Origin of the sequence: Achromobacter mucicolens (assembly GCF_902859725.1) — a bacterium.
Lineage (GTDB): Bacteria > Pseudomonadota > Gammaproteobacteria > Burkholderiales > Burkholderiaceae_B > Achromobacter > Achromobacter mucicolens.
In genome coordinates this window covers 1-22,195 of the sequence record NZ_CADIJP010000016.1, presented here as the reverse complement: position 1 = coordinate 22,195, position 22,195 = coordinate 1, and the positions used below count along the sequence as shown (strand labels likewise).

Here is a 22,195-nt window from a genome sequence, read left to right as displayed (position 1 = left end):
TCATGATTAATTGGGACGACGACACCACCGCCACGCAACCTGCACAACCTGCCGCGCCCGCGGCGGGCGGTCAGGCTGCCCCGGAAGTCCGGGCGGCGACGGGTGTGTTCGGCGACACCGCCATGCCCACGCCGGCCGCGCCTCAGCACGCAGCCGGCCTGGCAGCCAGCGGCGCGGCAACCTCGCAGCGCGTCAAGGTTGCCGACAAGCGCATCATCAACGGTCAGACCGACGTCAACCAGCTTGTGCCTTTCAAGTACAAGTGGGCGTGGGAAAAGTACCTGGCCACTTGCGCCAACCATTGGATGCCGCAAGAGATCAACATGTCGCGCGACATCGCCCTCTGGAAGAACCCGAACGGGCTCACCGAGGACGAGCGCCGCATCGTCAAGCGCAACCTCGGCTTCTTCGTGACCGCCGACTCGCTGGCCGCCAACAACATCGTGCTGGGCACCTACCGCCACATCACGGCCCCCGAATGCCGCCAGTTCCTGCTGCGCCAGGCATTCGAGGAAGCCATTCACACGCACGCCTATCAATACATCGTCGAAAGCCTGGACCTGGACGAAGCCGAGATCTTCAACGCTTACAACGAAGTGCCGTCCATCCGGGCCAAAGACGAGTTCCTGATCCCGTTCATCGACGCGATCGCTGATCCCAACTTCAAGACGGGCACGCCCGAAGCCGACCAGACGCTGCTCAAGTCCCTGATCGTCTTCGCTTGCCTCATGGAAGGCCTGTTCTTCTACGTTGGCTTCACGCAGATCCTGGCGCTTGGCCGCCAGAACAAGATGACCGGCGCTGCCGAGCAGTACATGTACATCCTTCGCGATGAATCCATGCACTGCAACTTCGGCATCGATCTGATCAACACCGTCAAACTGGAAAATCCGCATCTCTGGACGCCGGAATTCCGCGAAGAAATTCGAGAACTCTTCCGCAAAGCGGTCGAACTCGAATACGCTTACGCCGAAGACACGATGCCGCGCGGCGTGCTGGGCTTGAACGCACCCATGTTCAAATCCTACCTGCGCTTCATCGCCAACCGTCGTTGCCAGCAGATCGGTATCGAACCTCTGTACCCTCAGGAAGAAAACCCCTTCCCGTGGATGGCGGAAATGATCGACCTTAAGAAGGAACGCAACTTTTTTGAAACTCGCGTGATCGAATACCAAACCGGTGGCACGCTGAGCTGGGAGTAACGCAGTACGCCATCGAGCCCGGCGCGGGCACGCCCTTCTCTTTCAGATGGGCGTCGCGTTCGCGACAGGCTTGATGGCAAGCTCCTTGGTCAGGGTGTCTTCGAACACGTAGAACAAGCGGTCGGCGGCCTGTGATCAGGCCGCCTGCCGGCGCCATTTGAAATGGCTCGCGCCAAAAGGGGCGGGGGCCATATCAAATGGCTGTGCCGAATTCATTAGCGCAAACCGTAGTAGCTGTTGCTCGCACAGAACAGCGGCATGCGCCGATGAATAGCCCGGGCACGGTCCGCCGATTGGCGGGTCGGGGCACGGGTTTAAGTTCTGGGACCCCTGAACCTAAGGAGCATGACCATGGCAACAGCCAAGAAAGCCGTCAAGAAAGCAGCGGTGAAAAAACCCGCCGCCAAGAAGGCAGCAGCAAAGAAGGCCGCTCCGGCCAAGAAAGCTGCCGTCAAGAAAGTTGCAGTGAAGAAAGTCGCGGCCGCCAAGAAGCCGGCCGTGAAGAAGGTTGCCGCCAAGAAGGCTCCCGCCGCCAAGAAAGCGGTTGCCAAGAAGGCCGTAGCCAAGAAGGCCGTCGCGAAGAAGGCTCCGGCCGCCAAGAAGGCTGTCGCTAAGAAGGCTGTCGCCAAGAAGGCCGTTGCCAAGAAGGCAGTCGCCAAGAAGGCCGTCGCCAAGAAAGCCGTCGCCAAGAAAGCCGTAGCCAAGAAGGCTGTCGCCAAGAAGGCAGTCGCCAAGAAGGCCGTAGCCAAGAAGGCTCCCGCCGCCAAGAAGGCTGTTGCCAAGAAGGCTGCCGCCAAGAAGGCCCCGGCCGCCAAAAAGGCTGTTGCCAAGAAGGCCGTAGCCAAGAAGGCCCCGGCTGCCAAGAAGGCGCCCGCCGCCAAGAAGGCTCCCGCTTCCAAGCCGGCTGTTGCCGCCAAGAAGCCTGCCGCTGCGAAGAAGCCCGCTGCGAAGAAAGCCGCTCCGAAGAAGCCCGCCACGCCGCCCACCACGGCTGCTGCCCCGGGCGCGAAGACCGCGCTGAACCCCGCCGCGTCGTGGCCCTTCCCGACGGGTGGCCGTCCTTAATCCGGACGCGCCGAAGCGTTAGCTTCATCAGAGCCGCCTGGTTTGCACCGGGCGGCTTTTTTAATGTCTGCGCGTCATGCCATCCAAATGGCTGACCCCTGCACCGGGCCCGATGCACTAGGACCGTACGCAATTTTTACGTCTGGCCGTGCGACAATTGATTCCTCTTTTTTGGGGTGATCGCGTCCATGCTCGGTGAAATCTTCCGCTTCCTTCTCGAAATCGTGTTCACGCTGTTTGGCGCGGCGCTGATTGCCCGCGCCTGGATGCACGCGATACGGCTGCACCCGTTCAACCCGTTGGCGCGCGCGATCTACGGAGCCACCAACTGGCTGGTGCTGCCGCTGCGCAAGATCATTCCCGCAGGCAACAAGATCGATTGGACCAGCCTGGTGTGCGCGTGGCTGTCGGCGCTGGTCTATCTGGTCCTGTTGTGGCTGGTGGCCATCGGCGCGCTGATCCCCGCCGCGCTGCTGCCCGCCGCGATGGGCTCGGCCCTTATCATGACGGCAAAGTGGGCGCTGAACCTGGTGGTCTGGCTGACGCTGATCCAGGCCGTGCTGTCGTGGGTCAACCCGATGGCGCCGATGATGCCGCTGCTGCAATCGCTGACCGCGCCGCTGCTTGATCCCATCCGCCGCATCCTGCCGCGCACCTCGATCGACTTCTCGCCGCTGATCCTCTTGATCGCGGCCCAGATCCTGCTGATGGTCCTGGCTCGCCTGAGCTACGGCATGATGGGCGTGTGATCGCCTACACGGGAATCGCGCTGTAGATCTCGATCAGCTTCTTGCGGTCGATCTTGTGGTTGTTCGACATGGGCAGCGCCGGGCAGGCGACCAGTTCGGACGGCACCATGTAGGGCGGCAGGCGCTCGGCCAGCCGCTCCTTCCAGCCGGACAGGGCCTGAGGCGCCAGCAGCGCGGCTTGCTCGCCCGCTGCTTCCGAGCCCGTCACGAAACCAATCAGCCGCACCGCCGTGCCATCGGGACGGCGCAGGACGGCGCAAGCGCTAGCCTCCACGCCCGGTAGCCCATGCAGGGCTTCGTCGATTTCCGCCAGCTCGATGCGGTAGCCGTTGAGCTTGATCTGGTCGTCCATGCGGCCGCGGCAGAACAGCAGCCCGCCCTCTTCCATCAGCCCCAGGTCGCCGGTGCGGAACGCGCGGCGGCCGTCGTCGTAGGTGTAGAGCTTGGCCGCGTTCAGGTCGGCGCGGTTCAGGTAGCCGCGCATCACGTGGTCGCCCACGATGCAGATCTCGCCCTCGTCCACCAGCAGCACGCTGTCCGGTTTGGCGTGGCCTACCGGCAGCGGATCATGCGCGGCCAGCACGGCGTCAGTGACTTCGATCCAGGTGGTGGCCACCGTGGCTTCGGTCGGACCGTAGGTGTTCAGGATGGACGCATCCGGAAAGCGCTGCCGCAGCTTTTTCGCCAGCGCCGCCGGCAGGGGCTCGCCGCAGAATAGGAACGTGCGCAGCGTGGGCAGCGTCGCCGGAGAGAAGTCGCGGTTGGCCAGCTGCTGATGCGCGAACGACGGCGTGGACACCCACACCGTGATGCCGTGGGCGGCCAGCCGGGCCATCCACGGACCGGGCGCGGCAATCTGGTCGCGGGCGTTGAGCACGCAGCTTCCGCCCGACGCCAGGGTGGCAAAGACCTCGTACATGGACAGGTCGAAACTGAAGGGCGCCTGGTTCATGAACACGGGCGCCTCGCCCAGGCCAAAGCTGCCGAGCATCCAGTCGCCAAGCAGGCCGACGCTTTCGCGGCCGATCTGCACGCCCTTGGGGTCGCCCGTGCTGCCCGAGGTGAACATCACGTAGGCCAGGCCGCGTTCTTCCAGCATGGCGCCCTCGCCCGCCGTGAAGCTGCCGGCCGCGGCGTCGAACACGGCGGCCGCTTGCACGATCTCCACGATGCGGCGCAGGCGCTCAGGCGGATAGATGGTGTCCACCGGCACGAACGGCGCGCCGATCAGCAGCGCGCCGACCATGGCGACAAAAAAGGCGGCTTCCTTGTGGCCGTAGATCGCCACCGGCACATCGGGCGCCACGCCGTGCTTGCGCGCGGCGTCGGCCCAGGCGTGCGCCTCGGTGCGCAACTGGGCCCACGTCAGGCTGCGGTCGGCGGCAGCAACCGCCAGCGCGTCGGGCGCGCGCCCTTCGTCGGCGAACTGGAAGGACTTCAGATCGAAACGCATGCCGTGACTCCCGGCGTCAGATAGGGCTGCGGCCGCTGAACACGTACAGCGCCAGCGCGGCCAGAATCAGGGTGAGCACGCGCCCTAGAAAGCGCATGACGGGCTTGGCCAGCGCAGCCTGCAATGCAGGCCGGGTGCGCGCCGCATTGATCAGCAGGTTGTGCCCCACCGAATACAGGCCGAACATCAAACCGCTGACGATGTAATGCAGCGACAGTCCGTTCCACACGCCCATCGCCAGCAGGGTCGCGAAAATGCCGATGTTCTGCGCCGCCAGGCGATGACGGCCAAAGAAGCTGGTCTTGCTCAGCGCCTTGTAGATCGGCATGAACACGACATCGCGCAGCCATTCGGACAGGCTGATGTGCCAGCGCCGCCAGAAATCCTGCGGGTTGAGCGTGGCCAGGGGATTGCGGAAGTTGATCGGCAGCGTGAAGCCGAACAGCATCCCGATTCCGATCGCCATCGTCGAATAGCCGGCAAAGTCGAAGAACAGGTAGGCGCTGTAGAGCGAGGCATTGAGCGCCACGCCGGTGAACGAATAGTCGTGCGCGTCGAGCGTGGCCAGACCGTAGCGCCAGATCAGCTCGGCCAGGCCGAATTTCTGAATGACGCCCACCATGATGAGTTCCAGACCGATCAGCCACGTGTTCAGGTTGACCCCTTCGTATCCGCGCTTCAGATCGGCCTGGAAGGCGCGCCAGCGGTACATGGGTCCTGCCAGCAGCGTCAGCGGGAAGAACAGGTAGATGAAATAGTCGAGCGGCGAGACGCGTTCGTTGCGCGGCGCGAACAGCAGCACGTCGATGGCGCGGAACGTGGCAAAGGACAGCCCGAGCATCGCGCCCAGGTGCGAGACCCCGGTCTTGACCAGCAGCAACGGCGTCATCGTGATGATGACGGCGAGCCAGGTGGGGATGTAGTTGCGGCGCATTGCCCACAGCGCGCCGCCGGAAATGGCCAAGAGCGCAATGGGTTGATAGGGCCGCGCCCAGAACACCGCCATCCAGACGCCCAGGCAGATGACGCCGATGATATGGCGGTACCCGATGCGCAGCGGCATGCCGGACGAGCGGTACGCGACGAGACCAAGGCCGCCGAACAGCGCGCCGCCAAAGAAGCTCAAGCTAGCGAAGAGTTCCATGGCGCGCTCAGAACTGCTGGTATTGGAATTCGACCTTGATCGGTCCGCCGCTGCCCGTCGTGGGCTGCGCCTGCAGCACGAACACGAGGATCACGCCCACGTACAGGCACAGATGCCAGAAGAAGCGGCGCGCCCAGGGCGCGCCCGCATTGCGGGCTTCGTCTTTACGAAAGAATTTCATCGGGAAAAATACTCCGCAATTCCTTGATCGGCCATGGCCCAGCCGAGTTCGGCCAGGTGCATGTCGTCGCGCAGCATCCCCGGCTCGAAGGGAATGCTGTAGAGATCCAGGCACCCCATCTGATAGCGGGTGCACATGCCGGTGATGGCGGCCACGACGGGGTCGAACCGTTCGACGTCCAGGATGAGCTTGGGATTGAACGGCTGGATGACGAAGTACGCCTTGACCTTGCGCTTTTGCAGCAGGGCCATCACGCGCGACAGGTCGCCCAGCTCGGTGCGCGTGATCGGATCGACATCCGCGAACTCGTTGCGCGCCGGCGAGTACAGGGGCGCCAGATATTGCTGGTAGTAGTCGTCGCGCACATCGTAGGGGTTGTTGCCGCCCAGGGTGTGTTCGACTTCGCGCGCTTCGTGCGTAATCCGGGACCACTGCCCGGCATTCAGGCGGGCGGACATCGGCCACGACACGTACCGGTGCGCGGGCACCGACAACTTGCTGCGCGGCTTGTCGGGCGCCGGTTCCTTGCGGGCTTGCCACCACAACGCCAGCTTGTCCTTCAGCTCGGACACCTGGCCGTTGGCGATGAGCCACAGCAGCCCCCAGTTCGCGTTGTCGCTGATCCAGTTCTGCATCTGCTCGCGCGTGCTGGGCTGGTCCCACAGTCGATCCCAGACCGGCCCGGTGACGTGTTCAGCGAACGCGCTGCGCGGCAATTGGCCGCCGGAGGCGAACCACGCCGGCGACAGCATGATGACCAGCCGCGTGTTGGGCGTAAGCGAATCGGACACCGATTCCAGCACGCTGACGATGCCATACGACTGGAACATCGCATGGCCGTACGCGAGTGTCGGCACCTTCAGCTCTTCCGGGAAAAAGCGGTAGGGGACGAAACGCAGGTCGTGGCTGGAGAGCTCCGAGGATCCCAGCACCACCAGCGTGCCGTCGCTCAAGGCATTGCCCAGTCGGTTCAGGTTGACGTGCTGGGTGCCCCAGTCGGGGCCCAGGTTGGGCAGGTAATTGCTTTTGTTTGCCGCCAGCGCCGAGGGCGAGGACGCCGGGTTGACGACGCGGCTGAGCAGGTCATCCGCGCCGCAATACGTGCCTACCGCCAACGCCACCGCCGTCGCTGCCGCCGCGACGTGCGACAGGAACCGGGTATTACGAAGTATGGGCAGCGACATAGCCGGCAAGCACGCGGACCGACTGAAGGTGCTCTGCGATTTCGGGAGCCGGAATGCTGCAGCCGTACTCGGACTCGACCGCGAGCGTGATGTCCACGGCGGCGAGCGAATCGACCAGGCCGGTGGCAATCAGTTGCGTGTCGGGGGTGACTTTCTTCATGACGATCGACTCGACGATCTCGCCGATCTTGGTGTGGAGTTCTTGCTCGGTGTGCATAGATCTTGCAGCGTAACGTTGCCTGTTCGGCAAACCATCCCCCGCCCCGGGATTTCAGGCGCTGAGGATACAGAAAACAGCTGAAACCAAACTGAAAAATTCCAGCCAGCCAGAACGGCCGCCGGATGCACGTGGTTACATTAAATCCGGACTGCCGCGCCGTCGCAATCATTGCACTTCGGCCGTCGAATCGCCATGAAACTTATGGTGGAAATGGCGAGAAAAGGCTGGGAAAGGTAACGTTCGCGGGTAAATCCGGGGGGCCGCGTTGTGGCCGAGCGACATATTTTTACGTGTCGGCCTCCTGCTGCATTTGACCCTGATTCAAGGCGGCGGCCGCCGGGAGGAAAAAAAGCCCGCTTGCGCGGGCTTTTTCGTACAGCGAGCTTTCCAAACGGTCGGCGCGGATTACATCGGCGTGACGCGGGTCGGACCGGCGCCGCTGATGACCTGGACACGCTGGCCCACGCTGACGGGCACGTCGGCTTCCTGGGCGACGACACGCGTTTCGCCGTTGTCCAGGCGCACCGTGATCTCCAGGCCGGAGTTCGTCTGCGCGCGGTTTTCGACGGCGTTGCCGGCCAGTGCGCCGAGGATGACGCCGCCCACCGTGGCGATCGTGCGGCCCGTGCCGCCACCGATTGCGTTACCGGCCACACCGCCCAGCGCGCCGCCGGCCACCATGCCGACGCCGCTGGACTTGTCGTTCTGAATAACGATCGGACGCACGCCAGTGACTGTACCGGTGCGGACGATCTGTTCGCGCTGCGCTTGATCGTAGCTATAGACACCGCTGGAGGCGCTGCGATTGGCGCAACCGCCAAGCACTGCCATCGACGTCACCACGGCCGCGACAGCCAGCCAGCGGCCAGTGCGCGGCGTCACCAGGGAAATGGACTTTATATGATTCATTTGGACTCCTCATTCGGGCACGGCCGACGGTAACTGATGATACTCCGAGCGCAACGCCCGGCAAGTGCGCCAGCAACAGACTGAAACCCTCCGCCAGAAGCTGCAAAACGGCCCGGGAAACAACGGGCTACAGCCCGTTGCCATTGCGCATGGATTGCCCTTCGACTCGTGCTGCGCGCGGCGGTTCCCGGGAGTCCTTTTCCGGTCAGGCGGGCAGATGGATGCCGTACGTGGCGTGCAGCACGGCGTCGATCTCGGCACGCGTGGGCGCATGGTTTTGCGGGCCGCGCGAGGCAATCTTGATGGCGCCCATCACGTTGCCCAGGCGGCAGCTATCTTCCCAGTTCCAGCCGCTGGTCAGGCCATACAGCAGGCCGCCGCGCTGCGCGTCGCCGCAGCCCGTGGGATCGACCACCTGCGACGCGCGCACCGGTTCGATCCGGATGGTCTTGCCTTCGGTGTGCAGGGTGGCGCCCTCGGCGCCGCGCGTCACGACGACGGCCTGCAGGGAACGCGCGATGTCCGCGACGCTGCGGCCGGTGCGCTGCTCGACCACGCCGGCTTCATAGTCGTTGACCGTGAGCGCCTGGGTCAGCTTGAGCATGCGCTCCAGGTCCGCACCGTCAAAGAGCGGCATGGCCTGGCCCAGGTCGAAGATGAAGGGGATGCCGCGCTTGTTCAGGCGCTCGGCATGGGCGAACATGCCTTCCTTCGCATCCGGCGCGACGATGGCCCAGGCGGCGTCGGCGTCGCTCAGGTCGTTCTGCGCGGCAAAGGACATGGCGCCCGGGTGGAACGCGGTGATCTGGTTGTCGTCCAGGTCGGTCGTGATGAAGCACTGCGCGGTGAAGGTGTCGGGGATGACCTTGACGCGGCTGACGTCGACGCCCAGGTCCGACAGGCGCTGCATGTACTCGCCGGCGTCTTCGCCAACGGTGGCGACCGGCACGGGTTTGCCGCCCAGCAGGTTCATGTTGTAGGCGATGTTGCCCGAGCAGCCGCCGAACTCCTTGCGCATGCTGGGCACCAGGAACGACACGCTCAGCGACTGAATGCGGTCCGCAAGAATGTGTTCCTTGAAGCGTCCTTCGAACACCGCGATGGTGTCGAACGCCATCGAACCGCAGACCAGAACAGGGGTTGCCATGCTTGTCATCCTTTACGGAAAAAACTTGTCGAGTTGGTAGCCATTGACCTGAACGCCGGTCACTTCAATGGGGACGGAAATCTTCAGGGCGCCTTGCGGGCCGAACGGGCCGGCCAGCTGCTGCGGCGTGAGGTAGTCTTCGGGCATCAGCACCTTGCGCACGACCACCGTGTCCGACAGATCGTTCAGTTCCAGCACCAGCGCCGGCCAATATTGTGGTTTGTCGTAGCGGTTGTGCAGCATCACGGTCAGCACCAGGCGGGTACGGCCATCGTCGATGGCGGCGGCGCCCGTTGGCGGCTGCAGCGACGACGAGGAAATGCTGATGAGATCGCGCCGGCGCGCGTAGCCGACGGTGCAGTCCAGCGGCTTGCAGACGGTTTCCAGGACCGGGCGCAGCGCCGGCACGGAGTTGGCGATGTCGGTGCGATACGCGTACAGCAGTTGCAGCGCCAGTGCGATCAGGCCCACGAGGCAGGCGTAGCCCCACAGCTTGCGCACCAGGCCGCTGCGCTCGATGCGGTCCTGGTCCAGGAATTCGGGCGGCGCCCGGCCCACGTCCGTGGCGCTGGAGTAACGCGTGCGGGTGTCGCCCAGCACCGGCTCGTGCGCGTCGGCGTCCCGGTCGTCGTCGTGATCGTATTCGTCGTCGCGCTCGAGGTCCCGCACGTCGTCGTACGCGTCAGCGTAAGTGTCGTCGTGCTGGTCGTCGTGCTGGTCGTCGTGCTGGTCGTCGCGCAGATTTTCGCGCGGATCGTTGTACGGGTTGTCGCGCTCGCCGGTGCGCGCGCGGCCGGAGCGCCAATCCAACGTCGGCTCGTCCGATCGGCGGGCAACGATGGGTTCTTGGCGATACGCCGGGGCCTGATGCGAGGGCGCGGCACGGGGTGGCTCGGGCGCGCGCAGGAACGGCTCGCCGTCGTCGTCGACGTAATCGTCGTCTTCGATGTCGTCGTAGGCAGCGGCGGCTTGCGGCTCGGTGCGCTTGCGAATGTCATCACGGCCACGCAGCACCGCGGGCGGAACCGCCGGTGCGGACGGAATCGTGGGTGCGGACCGGACCATGGGCGCGGGCGGCGCCTCGGGTTCGTCTTCCCAAGGCAGGACGATACGTGGCTCTTGGGGCTGGGGCGGCTTGGGCGGCGCGACCGGCGCGACTACTGGCGCGGGCGGCTGGGGCGGCGCGACTGCTGGCGCCCGCACAGGGATGGCGGGCGGCGCATAGGCGGGCTCAGGAATCGGGGCGGCGGGCGGGTGCGGCTCGGGCGCGGCCAGGACCGGCGCGGCGACGGCCGCGGCGGAAGACGGCAACGGCGCACTGGCCGGCGCTGTCGCTACAACGGGCGCGCCCGGCGCGGACACCAGGCAGGCGCGGCCGTCGAACACGGTGGAGCAGGCGCCGCAACGCACCAACCCATTGCGGACCCGAAGCTGGTCGGGCACCACCTTGAAAGACGTGCCGCACTGCGGGCAGCGGGTGGTCAGAGCCATGAGGCGTGCTCCTGCTGCCGCAGCTTAAGGCTTGCGGCCGTGCAGGCACACCCAGCCGTCGCGCGCGCGCCAGACCGACATGGCAAGCCACGGCGCGTAAGCGGCGGCGACTTCCTCGGCTTGACGTTCGAGCACGCCCGACAACACCAGATGGCCGCCCGCGGCGACCCGGCCGGCCAACATGGGCGCCAGCACCTTCAACGGATTGGACAGGATGTTGGCGACAACCACTTCGAACGTGCCGTCGGCCAGCGCATCGGGCAGCATCGCCTGCAGTTCGACCTTGTTGACCTCGGCGTTGAACACCGTGCTTTGCACCGCCTGCGCGTCAATGTCGACCGCCTGCGTGGGGCCAGCGCCCAGCTTGCGCGCGGCAATGGCCAGAATGCCCGATCCGCAGCCATAGTCCAGCACGGTAGCGCCGGCAGGCAGCTCGGCTTCCAGCCAGGCCAGGCACAGGTGCGTGGTCGGATGGCTGCCGGTGCCAAAAGCCAGACCCGGGTCCAGTTCGATATGGATGGCGCCGTCCTGGTCGGGCGCGGCCGCGGCGTCCAGGCCGGGCACGTCGGGATTGTCGCGATGCCAGCTGGGTACGATCCAGAGCCGTTCGGCGATGTGGATCGGGCCGAACTGCGATTGCGTCAGGCGCACCCAGTCGGCGTCCGGCACGTCGCGCAGGCTCCAGCCGTCAAAGACCGACGCTTCGAGCTCTCCGGATTGCGCGGCCTCTTCCATGATCTGCGCGGGATCTGCTCCGTCCGGCAGCAAGGCGACGACGCGGTTGCGGTCCCAGGCCTGGACGTCGGGCTCGGTGCCGGGCTCGCCGAACAGGGGACGCTCGACGTCGGTGCCGAAGTCGGCGTCTTCGACTGAGACCGACAGCACGCCGGCTTCGAGCAACGCATCCGACAACGCTTCGGCCTGCGCCTCCGAGCAATGGAGCACGAGTTCACGCATGATTATTTCTCTTCCATCTGGTCAACGGGCCGCGGCATGCGCCGCGGCCCGATCAACCTTAAAACATCTACAAGGCAAAACGCAAAAGGGGCCGTGAGGCCCCAAAGTCGGTCAGGGACGCTGCGCCAACTTGTGTTCCAAATAATGGATGCTGGTGCCGCCTTCGATGAAGCGGGCGTCCTGCAGCATTTCGCGATGCAGCGGGATGTTGGTGGAAATGCCTTCCACCACCATTTCCGACAGCGCGATGCGCATGCGGGCCAGCGCCTGGTCACGCGTGTCGCCGTAAGTAATGACCTTGGCGATCATCGAATCGTAGTTCGGCGGCACGAAGTAGCCGTTGAACGCGTGCGAATCGATGCGAACGCCAGGACCGCCCGGCGTGTGCCAGTTCGTGATGCGGCCGGGGCTGGGCACGAAACGGAACGGATCTTCCGCGTTGATGCGGCATTCGATCGCATGGCCCTTGAACGCGATGTCGCGCTGGCGCAGCGTGAACTTTTCGCCAGCGGCGATCAGGATCTGCTGCTGCACCAGGTCGATACCGGTGATCAGTTCGGTGACCGGGTGTTCCACCTGGATGCGGGTGTTCATTTCGATGAAATAGAACTCGCCGTTTTCATACAGGAATTCGAACGTGCCCGCGCCGCGATAGCCCATCTTGCGGCAGGCGTCGGCACAGCGATCGCCAATGCGCTCGATCAGGCGGCGGGCAATGCCGGGGGCCGGCGCTTCTTCGATCACTTTCTGGTGGCGGCGCTGCATGGAGCAGTCGCGCTCGCCCAGCCAGACCGCGTTGCGGCCGCCGTCGGCCAGCACCTGGATTTCGATATGGCGCGGGTTCTCGAGGAACTTCTCCATATAGACTTCCGGGTTGTTGAACGCGGCGCCTGCCTCGGAACGCGTCATCGTGACGGCGTTGAGCAGCGCGGCCTCGGTATACACCACGCGCATGCCGCGGCCACCGCCGCCGCCTGCTGCCTTGATGATGACCGGATATCCGACTTCGCGCGCAGTGCGCAGGATTTCCTGCGGATCTTCGGGCAACGCGCCTTCCGAACCAGGCACCACCGGCACGCCGGCTTCGATCATGGCGCGCTTGGCGCTGACCTTGTCGCCCATCAGGCGGATCGTGTCCGGACGCGGGCCGATGAACACGAAACCGCTCTTCTCGACGCGATCGGCGAAGTCGGCATTTTCGGACAAGAACCCGTAACCCGGGTGGATTGCCTCGGAATCCGTGACTTCGGCGGCCGAGATGATGGCCGGCATGTTCAGGTAGCTTTCACGCGACGGCGCGGGCCCGATGCACACGGATTCATCGGCAAGGCGCACGTACTTGGCTTCGCGGTCGGCCTCGGAGTGGACGACCACGGTCTTGATGCCCAGCTCGCGGCAGGCGCGCTGAATGCGCAGGGCGATTTCGCCCCGATTGGCGATCAGGATTTTTTCGAACATGTTCAGCTATCAGCCAATGACGAAGAGGGGTTGACCGTACTCGACGGGCTCACCGTTTTCGACCAGGATTTCTTTGATGACGCCGGCCTTGTCGGCTTCGATTTCATTGAGCAGCTTCATGGCTTCAATGATGCACAGCGGGTCGCCTTCCTTGACGGTGGCGCCGACGTCGACGAACGGGGCGGCGCCCGGGTTCGGCGAGCGGTAGAACGTGCCGACCATCGGGGCCTTCACGACATGGCCTTGAATGACCGGGGCTGCGGGCGCGGCCGGTGCGGCGGCGGGCGCGGCGGCAGCCACGGGCGCGGCGGGCACGCCGGCTTCGGGCTGGTGGTAGGCCACCGGCTGCAGCGTCTGCGAGAACTTGACGATTCTGACCTTGCCTTCGCCTTCGGTGATTTCCAGCTCGGCAATGCCCGATTCAGCCACCAGGTCGATCAGGGTTTTGAGTTTTCGAAGATCCATAGAAGCTGCTTCCCGAGATAGTGTCGGCGTCGCCCCAGCGTCGGGTTCGCGCCGTATAAGATGTAAAAGCGTTGAATTTGATGCGAGATCAGTGCCGCACTGCGTATCGCAACGCGGCCTCGTAGCCGTCCGCGCCCAGGCCGCTGATCAGGCCCTGCGCCAAGTCGGACAGATAAGAGTGATGCCTGAACGGCTCTCGCTTATACAGATTGGACAAATGTACTTCAATAAATGGGATCGCGACCCCAGCCAGCGCATCGCGAATTGCGACGCTGGTGTGCGTGTATGCCGCTGCGTTGATGATGATGAAGTCCGTGCCGTCCTGCCGTGCCGCCTGAATGCGGTCAACCAGCGCACCTTCGTGATTGCTTTGCCACGCAGTCAGCGTGGCGCCCAATTCGCCCGCGAGCAACTCGAGACGCTCATTGATCTGGGCCAGGGTAAGACTGCCGTAGATATGAGGTTCCCGGGTGCCAAGCAGGTTCAGGTTCGGGCCATGCAATACCAGTATGTTTTGCGCCATGCGCGTGCCAAATTGTGGATTGCCAATTGTTGGCAAAACAGCCGATAAACCAGCTTTTTACGCCAATTCCTACTATTTGTCCAACAGACTTACGCCTTCAAACCCGCCAGCGTGCGATCCAGGTCATCGGGCTGGACTTCGCCCAATATCTTCCGGTTAATGCTGCCATCTGCGTTGAAAACGATAGTAAAAGGCAGGCCCCCGCTGGGATTTCCCAATTTACGCAGGGTATCGATGGCGCCTGCGCCAATCACCCATAGCGGGTACGAAACCTGTACTTTCTCGACAAATTTTTGCATGTTGGCTGCAGTATCGACACCGAAGCCGACAAAGCGCACATTCGGGTATTTTTTCTGCAAGGCGTCCAGCGCGGGCATTTCCTTTACGCACGGCGCGCACCATGTTGCCCAGAAATTGACCACGATGGGCTGCCCCTTCCAGCCGTCCAGCGAATGCGAAGCGCCGGCGAGATCGGGCAGCTTCATCTGCTTCAAGGCGGCCACCGGATCGCCGGCGTCGGCTGGCGCCGCGGCGTCCTGGGACTTGCGTCCCATCAGCGTGTAGCCGCCCGCGACAGTCGCGGCCACGGCCACCGCGGCGGAAAGAAGTAGGCGTCGATTCATGGCGCGATGATAACCGTTGCGGCCGTTTTACGCCGCACCGGCGCGGCGCCGGCTTGTCGCGGCGCTATATATACAATGCAGGGCAGGAGATTTATCAATGCACCTGCACATTCTTGGCATCTGCGGCACCTTCATGGGCGGGCTGGCGCTGATCGCGCGCGCCGCCGGCCACAAAGTCACGGGTTGCGACGCGGGCGTGTACCCGCCGATGAGCACCCAGCTTTCCGAACAGGGGATCGAACTGATCGAAGGCTTCGGCGCGGAACAATTGGCGCTCAAGCCGGACCTGTACGTCATCGGCAACGTGGTCAGCCGCGGCAATCCGCTGATGGAAGCCATTCTGGAATCCGGGGCGCGCTACGTGTCCGGTCCGCAATGGCTGGGCGACAACATCCTGCCGGGCGCGCATGTGCTGGCCGTCGCCGGCACGCATGGCAAGACCACCACCAGCTCGATGCTGGCCTGGGTGCTGGAAGCCGCGGGCCTGGCGCCCAACTTCCTGATCGGCGGCGTGGCGCAGGACCTGCACGTTTCCGCCCGCTACGATCCGGCGCGCCGCCCCTTCGTGATCGAAGCTGACGAATACGACACGGCATTCTTCGACAAGCGGTCCAAGTTCGTCCACTACCGCCCCCGGACCGCCATCCTGAACAACCTGGAATACGATCACGCCGACATCTTCCCCGATCTGGCTGCCATCGAAACCCAGTTCCACCACCTGGTGCGCACGATCCCCGGGTCGGGCCGCATCGTCCGGCCAACGCACTCGGACGCCCTGGACCGCGTGATTGCGCGAGGATGCTGGTCCGATACCGTCACGTTCGGGGCGGACGGCCATTGGCAGGCCTCGCCGCCCGATGCGGACGGCGCCTTTGAAGTCACCCGCGCCGGCGAGCGTGCCGGCACGGTGCGCTGGTCGTTGACGGGCGAACATAACCGCATGAACGCGCTGGCCGCCCTGGCCGCCGCCGAACACGTCGGCGTGCCGGCCGAACAGGGCATCGACGCCCTCACCCGCTTCGGCGGGGTCAAGCGCCGCATGGAACTGCGCGGGACGGTCAACGGCATCAAGGTCTATGACGACTTTGCCCACCACCCCACCGCCATCGCCACCACCCTCGAAGGTTTGCGCCGCCAGATTGGCGCCGCGCGCATCCTGGCCGTGCTGGAGCCGCGTTCCAACACCATGAAGCTGGGCACCATGGCCGCCCGTCTGCCCGAGGCCCTGGCAGATGCCGATCTGGTGTTCTGCTTTGGCGCCAACGAGGGCAAGCATGCGCTCGGCTGGAACCCGGACGAGGTGCTTGCGCCCCTGGGCGGCCGGGCTTCCAGTTACGATGACATCGGCGCACTCGTGGCGGCGGTCGCCGGCGCAGCCCGCCCCGGCGACCAGGTGCTGGTCATGAGCAATGGCGGCTTTGGCGGCATTCATGGCAAGCTGCTGGACGCGCTGCAGGCGCGCGGCTGAATCCGCCCGGCCGACCGCAAGCCGGGCCCAGCCGGACACGGCCACCCGCCAGTCCGGCTACAAGACCGGCCCCCGGCGGCCTCCCGCAACGCAGACGGAAACAGCAAGCAATGATTCTCTATCTACACGGTTTCCGGTCGTCGCCTGATTCTTTCAAGGCGAGCATGATGGCGGGCGCCATGGCCGAGCGCGGCCTGAACGAGGCCTGGGCCTGCCCGCAACTGCCCGCCAGCCCGCGCGAGGCGATCGACCTGGCGATGGGCATGGCGCGCGACCGGCTGGCCAGCGCCGCCTCGCCGCGCGAATTGACCGTCATCGGCTCGTCGCTGGGCGGTTTTTACGCCACCTGGATCGCCGAACAGCTGGGCTGCAAGGCCGTGCTGCTGAACCCCGCCGTCAACGCCGCGCGCGACCTTGCCACCCAGGTCGGCGAGCACCACATGTATCATTCCGGCGCGCCGTTCGTTTTTTTGCCCGAGTATGTGGCTGAACTGGCCGCCATCCATGCGCCGCGCATCACGCAGCCCGACCGGTATTTCCTGGTCGCCGCAACCGGCGACGAAGTGCTGGACTGGCGCGAAATGCGCGACCGGTACGCGGGCTGCCGCCAGCGTATCGTGCAAGGCAGCGACCACGGCCTGTCCGATTTCGCGGACTGGATGCCGGAAGTGCTTGAGTTCGCCCTAGGCGGCAAGCCGGTACGCCCTTGATAATCAATCTCGACTTTCAACACCCCTAAAGCTGCGCAAGGCGGCGCGAGGCCGCCGCCCAGGACGATCCCCACCATGTATGTGTTTTACGAAGACGACGGCAGCTTCAAGGCCGGCCATATCCTGTCCGAGACCGACGCCAGCCTGCAGGTGGAGTCGGAATCGGGCAAGCGCAGCAAAATCAAGCGCGCCAACACCCTGTTCAACTTCGCCTCGCCGGACCCGGCGACCCTGATGAGCCAGGCGGCCGCTACGGCTGAGACGCTGGACCTGCAATTCCTGTGGGAATGCGCGCCTCAGGAAGAATTCGACTCGCCCGCCCTGGCCGCCGATTACTTCGGCCACGCCCCCACGCCCGTCGAACAGGCCGCGCTGCTGATGCGCCTGCACGGCGCGCCGGCTTACTTCCATCGCCGCGGCAAGGGCCGCTACCGCCCTGCCCCGCCCGACATCCTGGCCGCCGCGCTGGCCGCGCTCGAAAAGAAGCAGCGTCAGGCCGAGCAGCAACAGGAATGGGTCGACGAAATGGCAGCCGGCCGTCTGCCCGAGCCGATCGCGCAGGCGGCCGAATCGCTGCTGATCCGCCCGGACAAGAACTCGCAGCAATGGAAGGCGCTGGACGCGGCATGCGCCAGGCTGGGCAAGACCCCGGACCGCCTGCTGCTCGAACTGGGCGCCTGGCCGCACGCGCTCGCGCTGCACAAGCGCCGCTTCCTGGCCGTCAACTTCCCGCGCGGACTGGCCTTCCCCGACGTGGAACTGCCCCCCATCGACCGCGAACTGCCGCTGGCCGATGCCGAGATCTACTCCGTGGACGACGTCACCACCACGGAAATCGACGATGCGCTGTCGGTCTCGACCCTGCCGGACGGCCGCGTGCGCGTCGGCATCCACGTCGCCGCGCCGGGCCTGTCCGTCACCCGCGACAGCGAACTGGACAAGCTGGCCCGCGCCCGCCTGTCCACCGTCTACATGCCCGGCGACAAGATCCCGATGCAGCCGGACAGCGTCATCCAGGCGTTCTCCCTGGACGCCGGCCGCGAAGTGCCCGCGTTGTCGCTGTACGTCATCGCCAATTCCGAAACCGGCGAAGTCATCGAATCGGAAACCCGCCTGGAACGCATCGTCGTGCGCGAAAACCTGCGCCACAACATGCTGGACACCCAGGTCACCGAGGCAAGCCTCGCGGACCCCGCAGCCGATCTGCCCTATGGCCACTGGCTGCGCCCGCTCTGGAAGCTGGCCCAGGCCTTGTCGGCGCAACGCGAAAATGTGCGCGGCAAGCCGGAAAACAACTCCCGGGTCGAATACAGCTTCTATCTGGACGGCAACCCCGACGATCCCGACACGCCCGTGCGTCTGGTCCCGCGCCAGCGCAACGCGCCGCTGGACCGCATGGTGGCCGAGTACATGATCCTGGCCAACAACCTGTGGGGCGGCCTGCTGAACCAGCACGGCGTGCCCGGCATCTACCGCTCGCAACAAGCGGGCCGCGTGCGCATGAGCACGCAGGCGCTGCCGCACGAAGCCATCGGCGTCCCGCAATACGCGTGGAGTACGTCGCCGCTGCGCCGCTATGTCGACCTGGTCAACCAGTGGCAGCTGATCGCCGCGGTGGAACACGGCGTGTCCGCCCGCCTGATCGCCCCCTTCAAGCCGCGCGACGCGGACCTGTTCGCCATCATCGGCGCCTTCGACGCGCAATACGCCGCCTGGGCCGAGTTCCAGAGCGCGATGGAGCGCTACTGGTGCCTGCGCTGGCTGAAACAGAACGGCGTGACGCGGACGGTGGCGCATGTGCTGCGCGAGGATCTCGTGCGGTTTGCGAATGCGCCGCTGGTGACTCGGGTCGGTGGGATGCCTGAGTTTGAGCGGGGGACGGCTGTTGAAGTGGATATCCTGGGGATGGATGAATTGTCTCTGGAGTTGGATTGTCGGTTTGTGGGCGAAGTTAAGGGGGAGTCTGCGTAGGTCGCGGTTGGTTTTCGTTGGTCGCGTAACGTCTTCGTAGGTCGCCCGACGCCGCGGTCACCGTGGGCACGATCGCCCACGATTGCGGTCCGGAGCCTTCGCTCCGGACTTGCCTAGGCGGCCCCCCCCGTCGTCATCTTCGTCCGCCTTCGGCTCCCTTCAGATTCCCTCGGGCGCATCGACGGCGCTCGCACCCACGGTGCCCGCGACGCCGTGCTGCCAGGGTCTTTGGTTTGCGCGCTACAAGACCTGTGGACAGGGCAGGAGATCTGCGGGGCCGCCGAATTGCTGCCGCCCGGGCGGCGGCAATCGGCATCGGGTCGGTCGGACGTCGTGGCGGTGTGCGCTTGCGCGCTGGCGGTGACTAGTTTGCTAATGGTCCGCCTCACGTTGGGGGTGGGCGGTGATGGGCGGCGCGGCGACGGGTCGCTACAGCTTGCCGATCGGTTCGCGCCGCCCATCGGGCACTTGAGTTCAAGGGACGATTAGCGGCGACTGGGGTTGTTATCGCGCGAGTGCTGCCATCCTTGAAACGCGCGTCAAGCTTGCGGTTCATCTAATCAGGTGTCTGCAGCCCTGGAAAAGAATCATCATTAAACCAAGCGTCAGCGCGTATGCCGCAAAGGTGTCTGGCACCCCTGAAGCGCTGCTTCAAGCTTCAAGACCATCTACACGGGTGTCAGACACCTGGTGAGACGCACGCACCTACGCGCGAAGCGTCATCATCCAAACGCTAGACGCCGCGTAAGTCTCCGGAGGCCGCCCGCGCGGCCGAACGGGGACGGGCAACGCAAGATGCTTCTAGCCCGAGATACTCTGCGCTAAAACGCCAAGCACGCCGACCACCCCGCCGGCCGTCAGATTTCTATTGCTCGAGTCCGGTGCGGTGGCGGCCCGGGGTGCGCGGGGCGTCGATAAGCCCGAGGGAATCTGAAGGGAGCCGAAGGCGGACGAAGATGACGAAGGGGGGGGCCGCCTAGGCGAGTCCGGAGCGAAGGCTCCGGACCGCAATCGTGGCCCCGCGCGCCCCGGGCCGCCGCCGTGCCGGACGCCTCAAGAACGCCAAAAACCCACCCAAGCAAACGCCCCTCCCAATCAGCCGGTAACCTGAAGAGCACCACCAACACCCCCGCGCATCAACGCCCCCCGTTAAACTCCCCAGAAAAAAGCACAACAAAGGAGGAGCAAACATGCGCATTCTGCTGGTCGAGGACAATCTCGATCTTGGCGATGCCGTTGAGAGCAAGCTGCGTTCGGCGGGTCATAGTGTGCAGTGGGTGCGTGATGGCGTGCAGGCGTTGCGTTGGGGGTTGGATGAGACCTGGGACGCACTCGTGCTGGATATCAATTTGCCCGGCAAGGATGGATTCACGCTTATCCGGGAGTTGCGGGCGGCGGGTCTTGAGGCGCCTGTGCTCGTCATGACCGCGCGCGCCGAGATCGAAGACAAGATCGACATGCTGGATCTGGGCGCTGATGACTATCTGGTCAAACCGTTCGATCTGCGCGAACTGGAGGCCCGGTTGCGCGCCTTGTTGCGGCGGCCCGCGGGGCAGACCACCAGTGTGGCGCATTACGGCAATCTCAGTCTGGATCTGGCGAATCGGCATGTCGAACTGGCCGGCACGCCCCTGGAGCTGGGGCGGCGGGAATTCCGGTTGCTTGAGATCCTGGTCGGCAAGCTGGGCCAGACCGTTGCCAAGGAACGCCTCATGAACCAGATCTTCGACCTGGACGACGGCTCACTCAATGCGCTTGAGCTGCTTATCTCGCGGCTTCGCAAAAAGCTTGCGGGCGCGTCCGTGGATATTGTCACCGTGCGGGGCGTCGGGTATCAGGCCCGCAGCCATGAACATCCCTGAAAGCTTTTCCATCCGGCAGCGCGTCTTCACCCTGGGCGCCGTGCTGCTCGCCTGCGCGCTCATCGGGCTCGTGTTCTTTTTGCGCGGTTATGCCCAGCGCGCCGCCGAGCAGGCGTTTGACCGGCTGCTCGCGGCCTCGGCGCTGACCATTGCCGGGTCCGTCCAGATCGAAGACAACGAAGTCACCGTCGAGCCGCCCGTGTCCTCGCTGGCCATGCTGTCCGGCGGCGAGCGTGTGTTCTATGAAGCGCGCACTTCAAACGGCAGGCTCATCACCGGGTACGGCGACCTTGCGCCCGGCCTGCCCCTCGCGCAGTCGGCCACGCCCGTTTTCACCTATCTGAGCTATCACGACGAACCCATCCGGGTCGCGACCGTTGGCCGCCTGGTATCGGCCAGCCAGCACGCCGGCTGGGTCACCTTGCGTGTCGCCGAGACGCTGGGCTCGCGCGAGGCGCTGGCGGGCGAGATTCTTGGGCGCAGCGTGCTGCCGCTCGTCGTCGTGTCCCTGGTCGCGCTGGGCCTGTTGTGGTTTGGCGTGCAGCGCGCCTTCGCGCCGCTTGCCGTCGTCGAACGCGAACTGCGGCGGCGCGCGCCGGATGACCTGGAGCCGCTTGTCAAACCCGTCCCGCGCGAAGTGCGGAGGTTGATCGAAGCGCTCAACGGCTTCATGCAGCGGTTGTCTGGCGCCATGGACACGCTTAACACCCTGGTCGCCGATGCCGCGCACCAGGTCCGCACGCCCCTTGCCTCGCTGCGGGCGCAAGCCGAGGTAGCGCTGGACGAGACCGATCCGCAGCGCCTGCACGCCCGGCTCGAACGCATCCATCTGAACGCCACCCACGCCAGCCAGCTCATCAACCAGCTGCTCATGGACGCCACCATCACCCACCGGCTCGGCAAGGGCGCCCGCGCGTTGGTCGGCGTGGCTGAAACCGTCAACGAAACGCGCCGCCGCATTGGTCCGTTGGAGGCGCAGCGGCTGCGCATCGCCATTGCGCCCGAAGTGCGCCGCGCGCGCATCGCCGGCGATCGCATCGCGCTGCGCGAAATGCTGCGCAACCTGGCCGACAATGCCCTGCGCTACGCGCCGGACGGGCCGGTTGAGATCCAGGCCACGCCCGTTGCCGGCTATCGCGTCGCGCTCACCGTCTCGGACCGCGGCCCCGGCGTGGCCGACGACGAGAAGGAATCCGTGCAGCAACGTTTCTCGCGCGGCCGCGCCGGGGAAACGCTGCCCGGATCCGGACTGGGACTGGCGATCGTGCGGTCCGTCGCTGTCGCCCACGGCGGGTCGCTGTGGCTGCTGGACCGACCCGGCGGCGGCCTGACGGCCCGCGTCGTCCTGCCGCTGGCGCGTGCCGGCGCCAACCGCGCGCTGATGGCGGCCGCCGCGGTCTGCGCCGCCTGCCT

General features: G+C 65.2%; 21 protein-coding genes and 1 pseudogene. 8 read left to right on the top strand and 14 right to left on the bottom strand.

The genetic code is table 11. The features are described from left to right. The first annotated feature begins 2 nt into the window (after positions 1 to 2). From HV786_RS19590 to HV786_RS19580, 3 genes are all read left to right on the top strand, one after another. The gene (locus HV786_RS19590) at positions 3 to 1,202 is read left to right on the top strand and encodes a ribonucleotide-diphosphate reductase subunit beta (protein ID WP_056327816.1); all 1,200 of its coding nucleotides are present in this window, start codon (positions 3 to 5) and stop codon (positions 1,200 to 1,202) included. A gap of 351 nt (positions 1,203 to 1,553) precedes the next feature. Next, positions 1,554 to 2,267, top strand: a complete 714-nt coding sequence (locus HV786_RS19585; RefSeq protein ID WP_063951937.1) for a histone H1-like DNA-binding protein — start codon at positions 1,554 to 1,556, stop codon at positions 2,265 to 2,267. A 188-nt stretch (positions 2,268 to 2,455) separates the two neighbouring features. Next, positions 2,456 to 3,016 carry a YggT family protein gene (locus tag HV786_RS19580; protein WP_056327927.1) on the top strand — a complete coding sequence of 187 codons (561 nt, stop codon included), beginning with the start codon at positions 2,456 to 2,458 and terminating at the stop codon, positions 3,014 to 3,016. Between the two features lie 4 nt (positions 3,017 to 3,020). Here HV786_RS19580 and HV786_RS19575 read toward each other — a convergent pair whose 3' ends face one another. The 14 genes and pseudogenes from HV786_RS19575 to HV786_RS19515 form a co-directional block, all read right to left on the bottom strand. Further along, complete coding sequence (locus HV786_RS19575) at positions 3,021 to 4,469, bottom strand: D-alanine--poly(phosphoribitol) ligase (RefSeq protein ID WP_062841583.1); 1,449 nt, start codon at positions 4,467 to 4,469, stop codon at positions 3,021 to 3,023. Between the two features lie 16 nt (positions 4,470 to 4,485). Beyond that, positions 4,486 to 5,613 carry an MBOAT family O-acyltransferase gene (locus HV786_RS19570; RefSeq protein ID WP_128829896.1) on the bottom strand — a complete coding sequence of 376 codons (1,128 nt, stop codon included), beginning with the start codon at positions 5,611 to 5,613 and terminating at the stop codon, positions 4,486 to 4,488. Between the two features lie 7 nt (positions 5,614 to 5,620). Beyond that, positions 5,621 to 5,794 carry a hypothetical protein gene (locus HV786_RS19565; protein WP_128829895.1) on the bottom strand — a complete coding sequence of 58 codons (174 nt, stop codon included), beginning with the start codon at positions 5,792 to 5,794 and terminating at the stop codon, positions 5,621 to 5,623. Next, on the bottom strand, positions 5,791 to 6,978 hold the full coding sequence (locus tag HV786_RS19560; RefSeq protein ID WP_056327812.1) for a D-alanyl-lipoteichoic acid biosynthesis protein DltD: 1,188 nt from the start codon (positions 6,976 to 6,978) through the stop codon (positions 5,791 to 5,793). The genes HV786_RS19565 and HV786_RS19560 overlap by 4 nt, the downstream gene beginning before the upstream one ends. Beyond that, the gene (locus tag HV786_RS19555) at positions 6,956 to 7,195 is read right to left on the bottom strand and encodes an acyl carrier protein (protein ID WP_008159625.1); all 240 of its coding nucleotides are present in this window, start codon (positions 7,193 to 7,195) and stop codon (positions 6,956 to 6,958) included. The genes HV786_RS19560 and HV786_RS19555 overlap by 23 nt, the downstream gene beginning before the upstream one ends. Positions 7,196 to 7,603: 408 nt before the next feature. Beyond that, positions 7,604 to 8,107 carry an outer membrane lipoprotein gene (locus HV786_RS19550; RefSeq protein ID WP_056327811.1) on the bottom strand — a complete coding sequence of 168 codons (504 nt, stop codon included), beginning with the start codon at positions 8,105 to 8,107 and terminating at the stop codon, positions 7,604 to 7,606. Between the two features lie 205 nt (positions 8,108 to 8,312). Continuing rightward, positions 8,313 to 9,254, bottom strand: a complete 942-nt coding sequence (locus tag HV786_RS19545; protein ID WP_128829894.1) for a carbohydrate kinase family protein — start codon at positions 9,252 to 9,254, stop codon at positions 8,313 to 8,315. Between the two features lie 12 nt (positions 9,255 to 9,266). Next, a complete protein-coding gene (locus HV786_RS19540; RefSeq protein WP_254599497.1) occupies positions 9,267 to 10,319 on the bottom strand; it encodes a DUF3426 domain-containing protein in 1,053 nt (350 codons plus the stop codon). 321 nt (positions 10,320 to 10,640) lie between these two features. Beyond that, a pseudogene (locus HV786_RS27495) lies at positions 10,641 to 10,745 on the bottom strand (MJ0042-type zinc finger domain-containing protein); the annotation flags it as partial. A 24-nt stretch (positions 10,746 to 10,769) separates the two neighbouring features. After that, positions 10,770 to 11,702: a 50S ribosomal protein L11 methyltransferase gene (gene prmA, locus HV786_RS19535; protein WP_128829892.1), complete on the bottom strand. Its 933-nt coding sequence runs from the start codon at positions 11,700 to 11,702 to the stop codon at positions 10,770 to 10,772. A gap of 111 nt (positions 11,703 to 11,813) precedes the next feature. After that, a complete protein-coding gene (gene accC / locus HV786_RS19530; RefSeq protein ID WP_056327807.1) occupies positions 11,814 to 13,160 on the bottom strand; it encodes an acetyl-CoA carboxylase biotin carboxylase subunit in 1,347 nt (448 codons plus the stop codon). A gap of 9 nt (positions 13,161 to 13,169) precedes the next feature. After that, positions 13,170 to 13,625 (bottom strand): acetyl-CoA carboxylase biotin carboxyl carrier protein, encoded by a 456-nt coding sequence (gene accB / locus HV786_RS19525; protein ID WP_063951929.1) that lies wholly within the window; start codon positions 13,623 to 13,625, stop codon positions 13,170 to 13,172. A gap of 88 nt (positions 13,626 to 13,713) precedes the next feature. Beyond that, the gene (aroQ, locus tag HV786_RS19520) at positions 13,714 to 14,148 is read right to left on the bottom strand and encodes a type II 3-dehydroquinate dehydratase (RefSeq protein ID WP_056327805.1); all 435 of its coding nucleotides are present in this window, start codon (positions 14,146 to 14,148) and stop codon (positions 13,714 to 13,716) included. 89 nt (positions 14,149 to 14,237) lie between these two features. Then, a complete protein-coding gene (locus tag HV786_RS19515; RefSeq protein ID WP_128829891.1) occupies positions 14,238 to 14,771 on the bottom strand; it encodes a TlpA family protein disulfide reductase in 534 nt (177 codons plus the stop codon). A gap of 97 nt (positions 14,772 to 14,868) precedes the next feature. Here HV786_RS19515 and mpl point away from each other — a divergent pair, with 97 nt between their 5' ends. From mpl to HV786_RS19490, 5 genes are all read left to right on the top strand, one after another. Further along, the gene (gene mpl / locus HV786_RS19510) at positions 14,869 to 16,239 is read left to right on the top strand and encodes a UDP-N-acetylmuramate:L-alanyl-gamma-D-glutamyl-meso-diaminopimelate ligase (protein WP_128829890.1); all 1,371 of its coding nucleotides are present in this window, start codon (positions 14,869 to 14,871) and stop codon (positions 16,237 to 16,239) included. Positions 16,240 to 16,349: 110 nt separating this feature from the next. Continuing rightward, positions 16,350 to 16,949, top strand: a complete 600-nt coding sequence (locus HV786_RS19505; RefSeq protein ID WP_175211610.1) for a YqiA/YcfP family alpha/beta fold hydrolase — start codon at positions 16,350 to 16,352, stop codon at positions 16,947 to 16,949. Positions 16,950 to 17,024: 75 nt separating this feature from the next. Next, entirely contained in the window at positions 17,025 to 18,920 is a 1,896-nt protein-coding gene (locus HV786_RS19500; RefSeq protein ID WP_128829888.1) for a ribonuclease catalytic domain-containing protein, read from the top strand. 1,190 nt (positions 18,921 to 20,110) lie between these two features. Beyond that, positions 20,111 to 20,782, top strand: a complete 672-nt coding sequence (locus HV786_RS19495) for a response regulator transcription factor (RefSeq protein ID WP_056327800.1) — start codon at positions 20,111 to 20,113, stop codon at positions 20,780 to 20,782. After that, the coding region (locus HV786_RS19490) for a sensor histidine kinase (RefSeq protein WP_175211608.1) at positions 20,769 to 22,195 on the top strand (1,427 nt) is incomplete at its 3' end. The genes HV786_RS19495 and HV786_RS19490, both read left to right, overlap by 14 nt.

Coding starts and splice junctions, on each gene's coding strand:
- HV786_RS19590 (WP_056327816.1), top strand. CDS start 3: ATGATTAATTGGGACGACGACACCACCGCCACGCAACCTGCACAACCT.
- HV786_RS19585 (WP_063951937.1), top strand. CDS start 1,554: ATGGCAACAGCCAAGAAAGCCGTCAAGAAAGCAGCGGTGAAAAAACCC.
- HV786_RS19580 (WP_056327927.1), top strand. CDS start 2,456: ATGCTCGGTGAAATCTTCCGCTTCCTTCTCGAAATCGTGTTCACGCTG.
- HV786_RS19575 (WP_062841583.1), bottom strand. CDS start 4,469: ATGCGTTTCGATCTGAAGTCCTTCCAGTTCGCCGACGAAGGGCGCGCG.
- HV786_RS19570 (WP_128829896.1), bottom strand. CDS start 5,613: ATGGAACTCTTCGCTAGCTTGAGCTTCTTTGGCGGCGCGCTGTTCGGC.
- HV786_RS19565 (WP_128829895.1), bottom strand. CDS start 5,794: ATGAAATTCTTTCGTAAAGACGAAGCCCGCAATGCGGGCGCGCCCTGG.
- HV786_RS19560 (WP_056327812.1), bottom strand. CDS start 6,978: ATGTCGCTGCCCATACTTCGTAATACCCGGTTCCTGTCGCACGTCGCG.
- HV786_RS19555 (WP_008159625.1), bottom strand. CDS start 7,195: ATGCACACCGAGCAAGAACTCCACACCAAGATCGGCGAGATCGTCGAG.
- HV786_RS19550 (WP_056327811.1), bottom strand. CDS start 8,107: ATGAATCATATAAAGTCCATTTCCCTGGTGACGCCGCGCACTGGCCGC.
- HV786_RS19545 (WP_128829894.1), bottom strand. CDS start 9,254: ATGGCAACCCCTGTTCTGGTCTGCGGTTCGATGGCGTTCGACACCATC.
- HV786_RS19540 (WP_254599497.1), bottom strand. CDS start 10,319: ATGGTCCGGTCCGCACCCACGATTCCGTCCGCACCGGCGGTTCCGCCC.
- prmA (WP_128829892.1), bottom strand. CDS start 11,702: ATGCGTGAACTCGTGCTCCATTGCTCGGAGGCGCAGGCCGAAGCGTTG.
- accC (WP_056327807.1), bottom strand. CDS start 13,160: ATGTTCGAAAAAATCCTGATCGCCAATCGGGGCGAAATCGCCCTGCGC.
- accB (WP_063951929.1), bottom strand. CDS start 13,625: ATGGATCTTCGAAAACTCAAAACCCTGATCGACCTGGTGGCTGAATCG.
- aroQ (WP_056327805.1), bottom strand. CDS start 14,148: ATGGCGCAAAACATACTGGTATTGCATGGCCCGAACCTGAACCTGCTT.
- HV786_RS19515 (WP_128829891.1), bottom strand. CDS start 14,771: ATGAATCGACGCCTACTTCTTTCCGCCGCGGTGGCCGTGGCCGCGACT.
- mpl (WP_128829890.1), top strand. CDS start 14,869: ATGCACCTGCACATTCTTGGCATCTGCGGCACCTTCATGGGCGGGCTG.
- HV786_RS19505 (WP_175211610.1), top strand. CDS start 16,350: ATGATTCTCTATCTACACGGTTTCCGGTCGTCGCCTGATTCTTTCAAG.
- HV786_RS19500 (WP_128829888.1), top strand. CDS start 17,025: ATGTATGTGTTTTACGAAGACGACGGCAGCTTCAAGGCCGGCCATATC.
- HV786_RS19495 (WP_056327800.1), top strand. CDS start 20,111: ATGCGCATTCTGCTGGTCGAGGACAATCTCGATCTTGGCGATGCCGTT.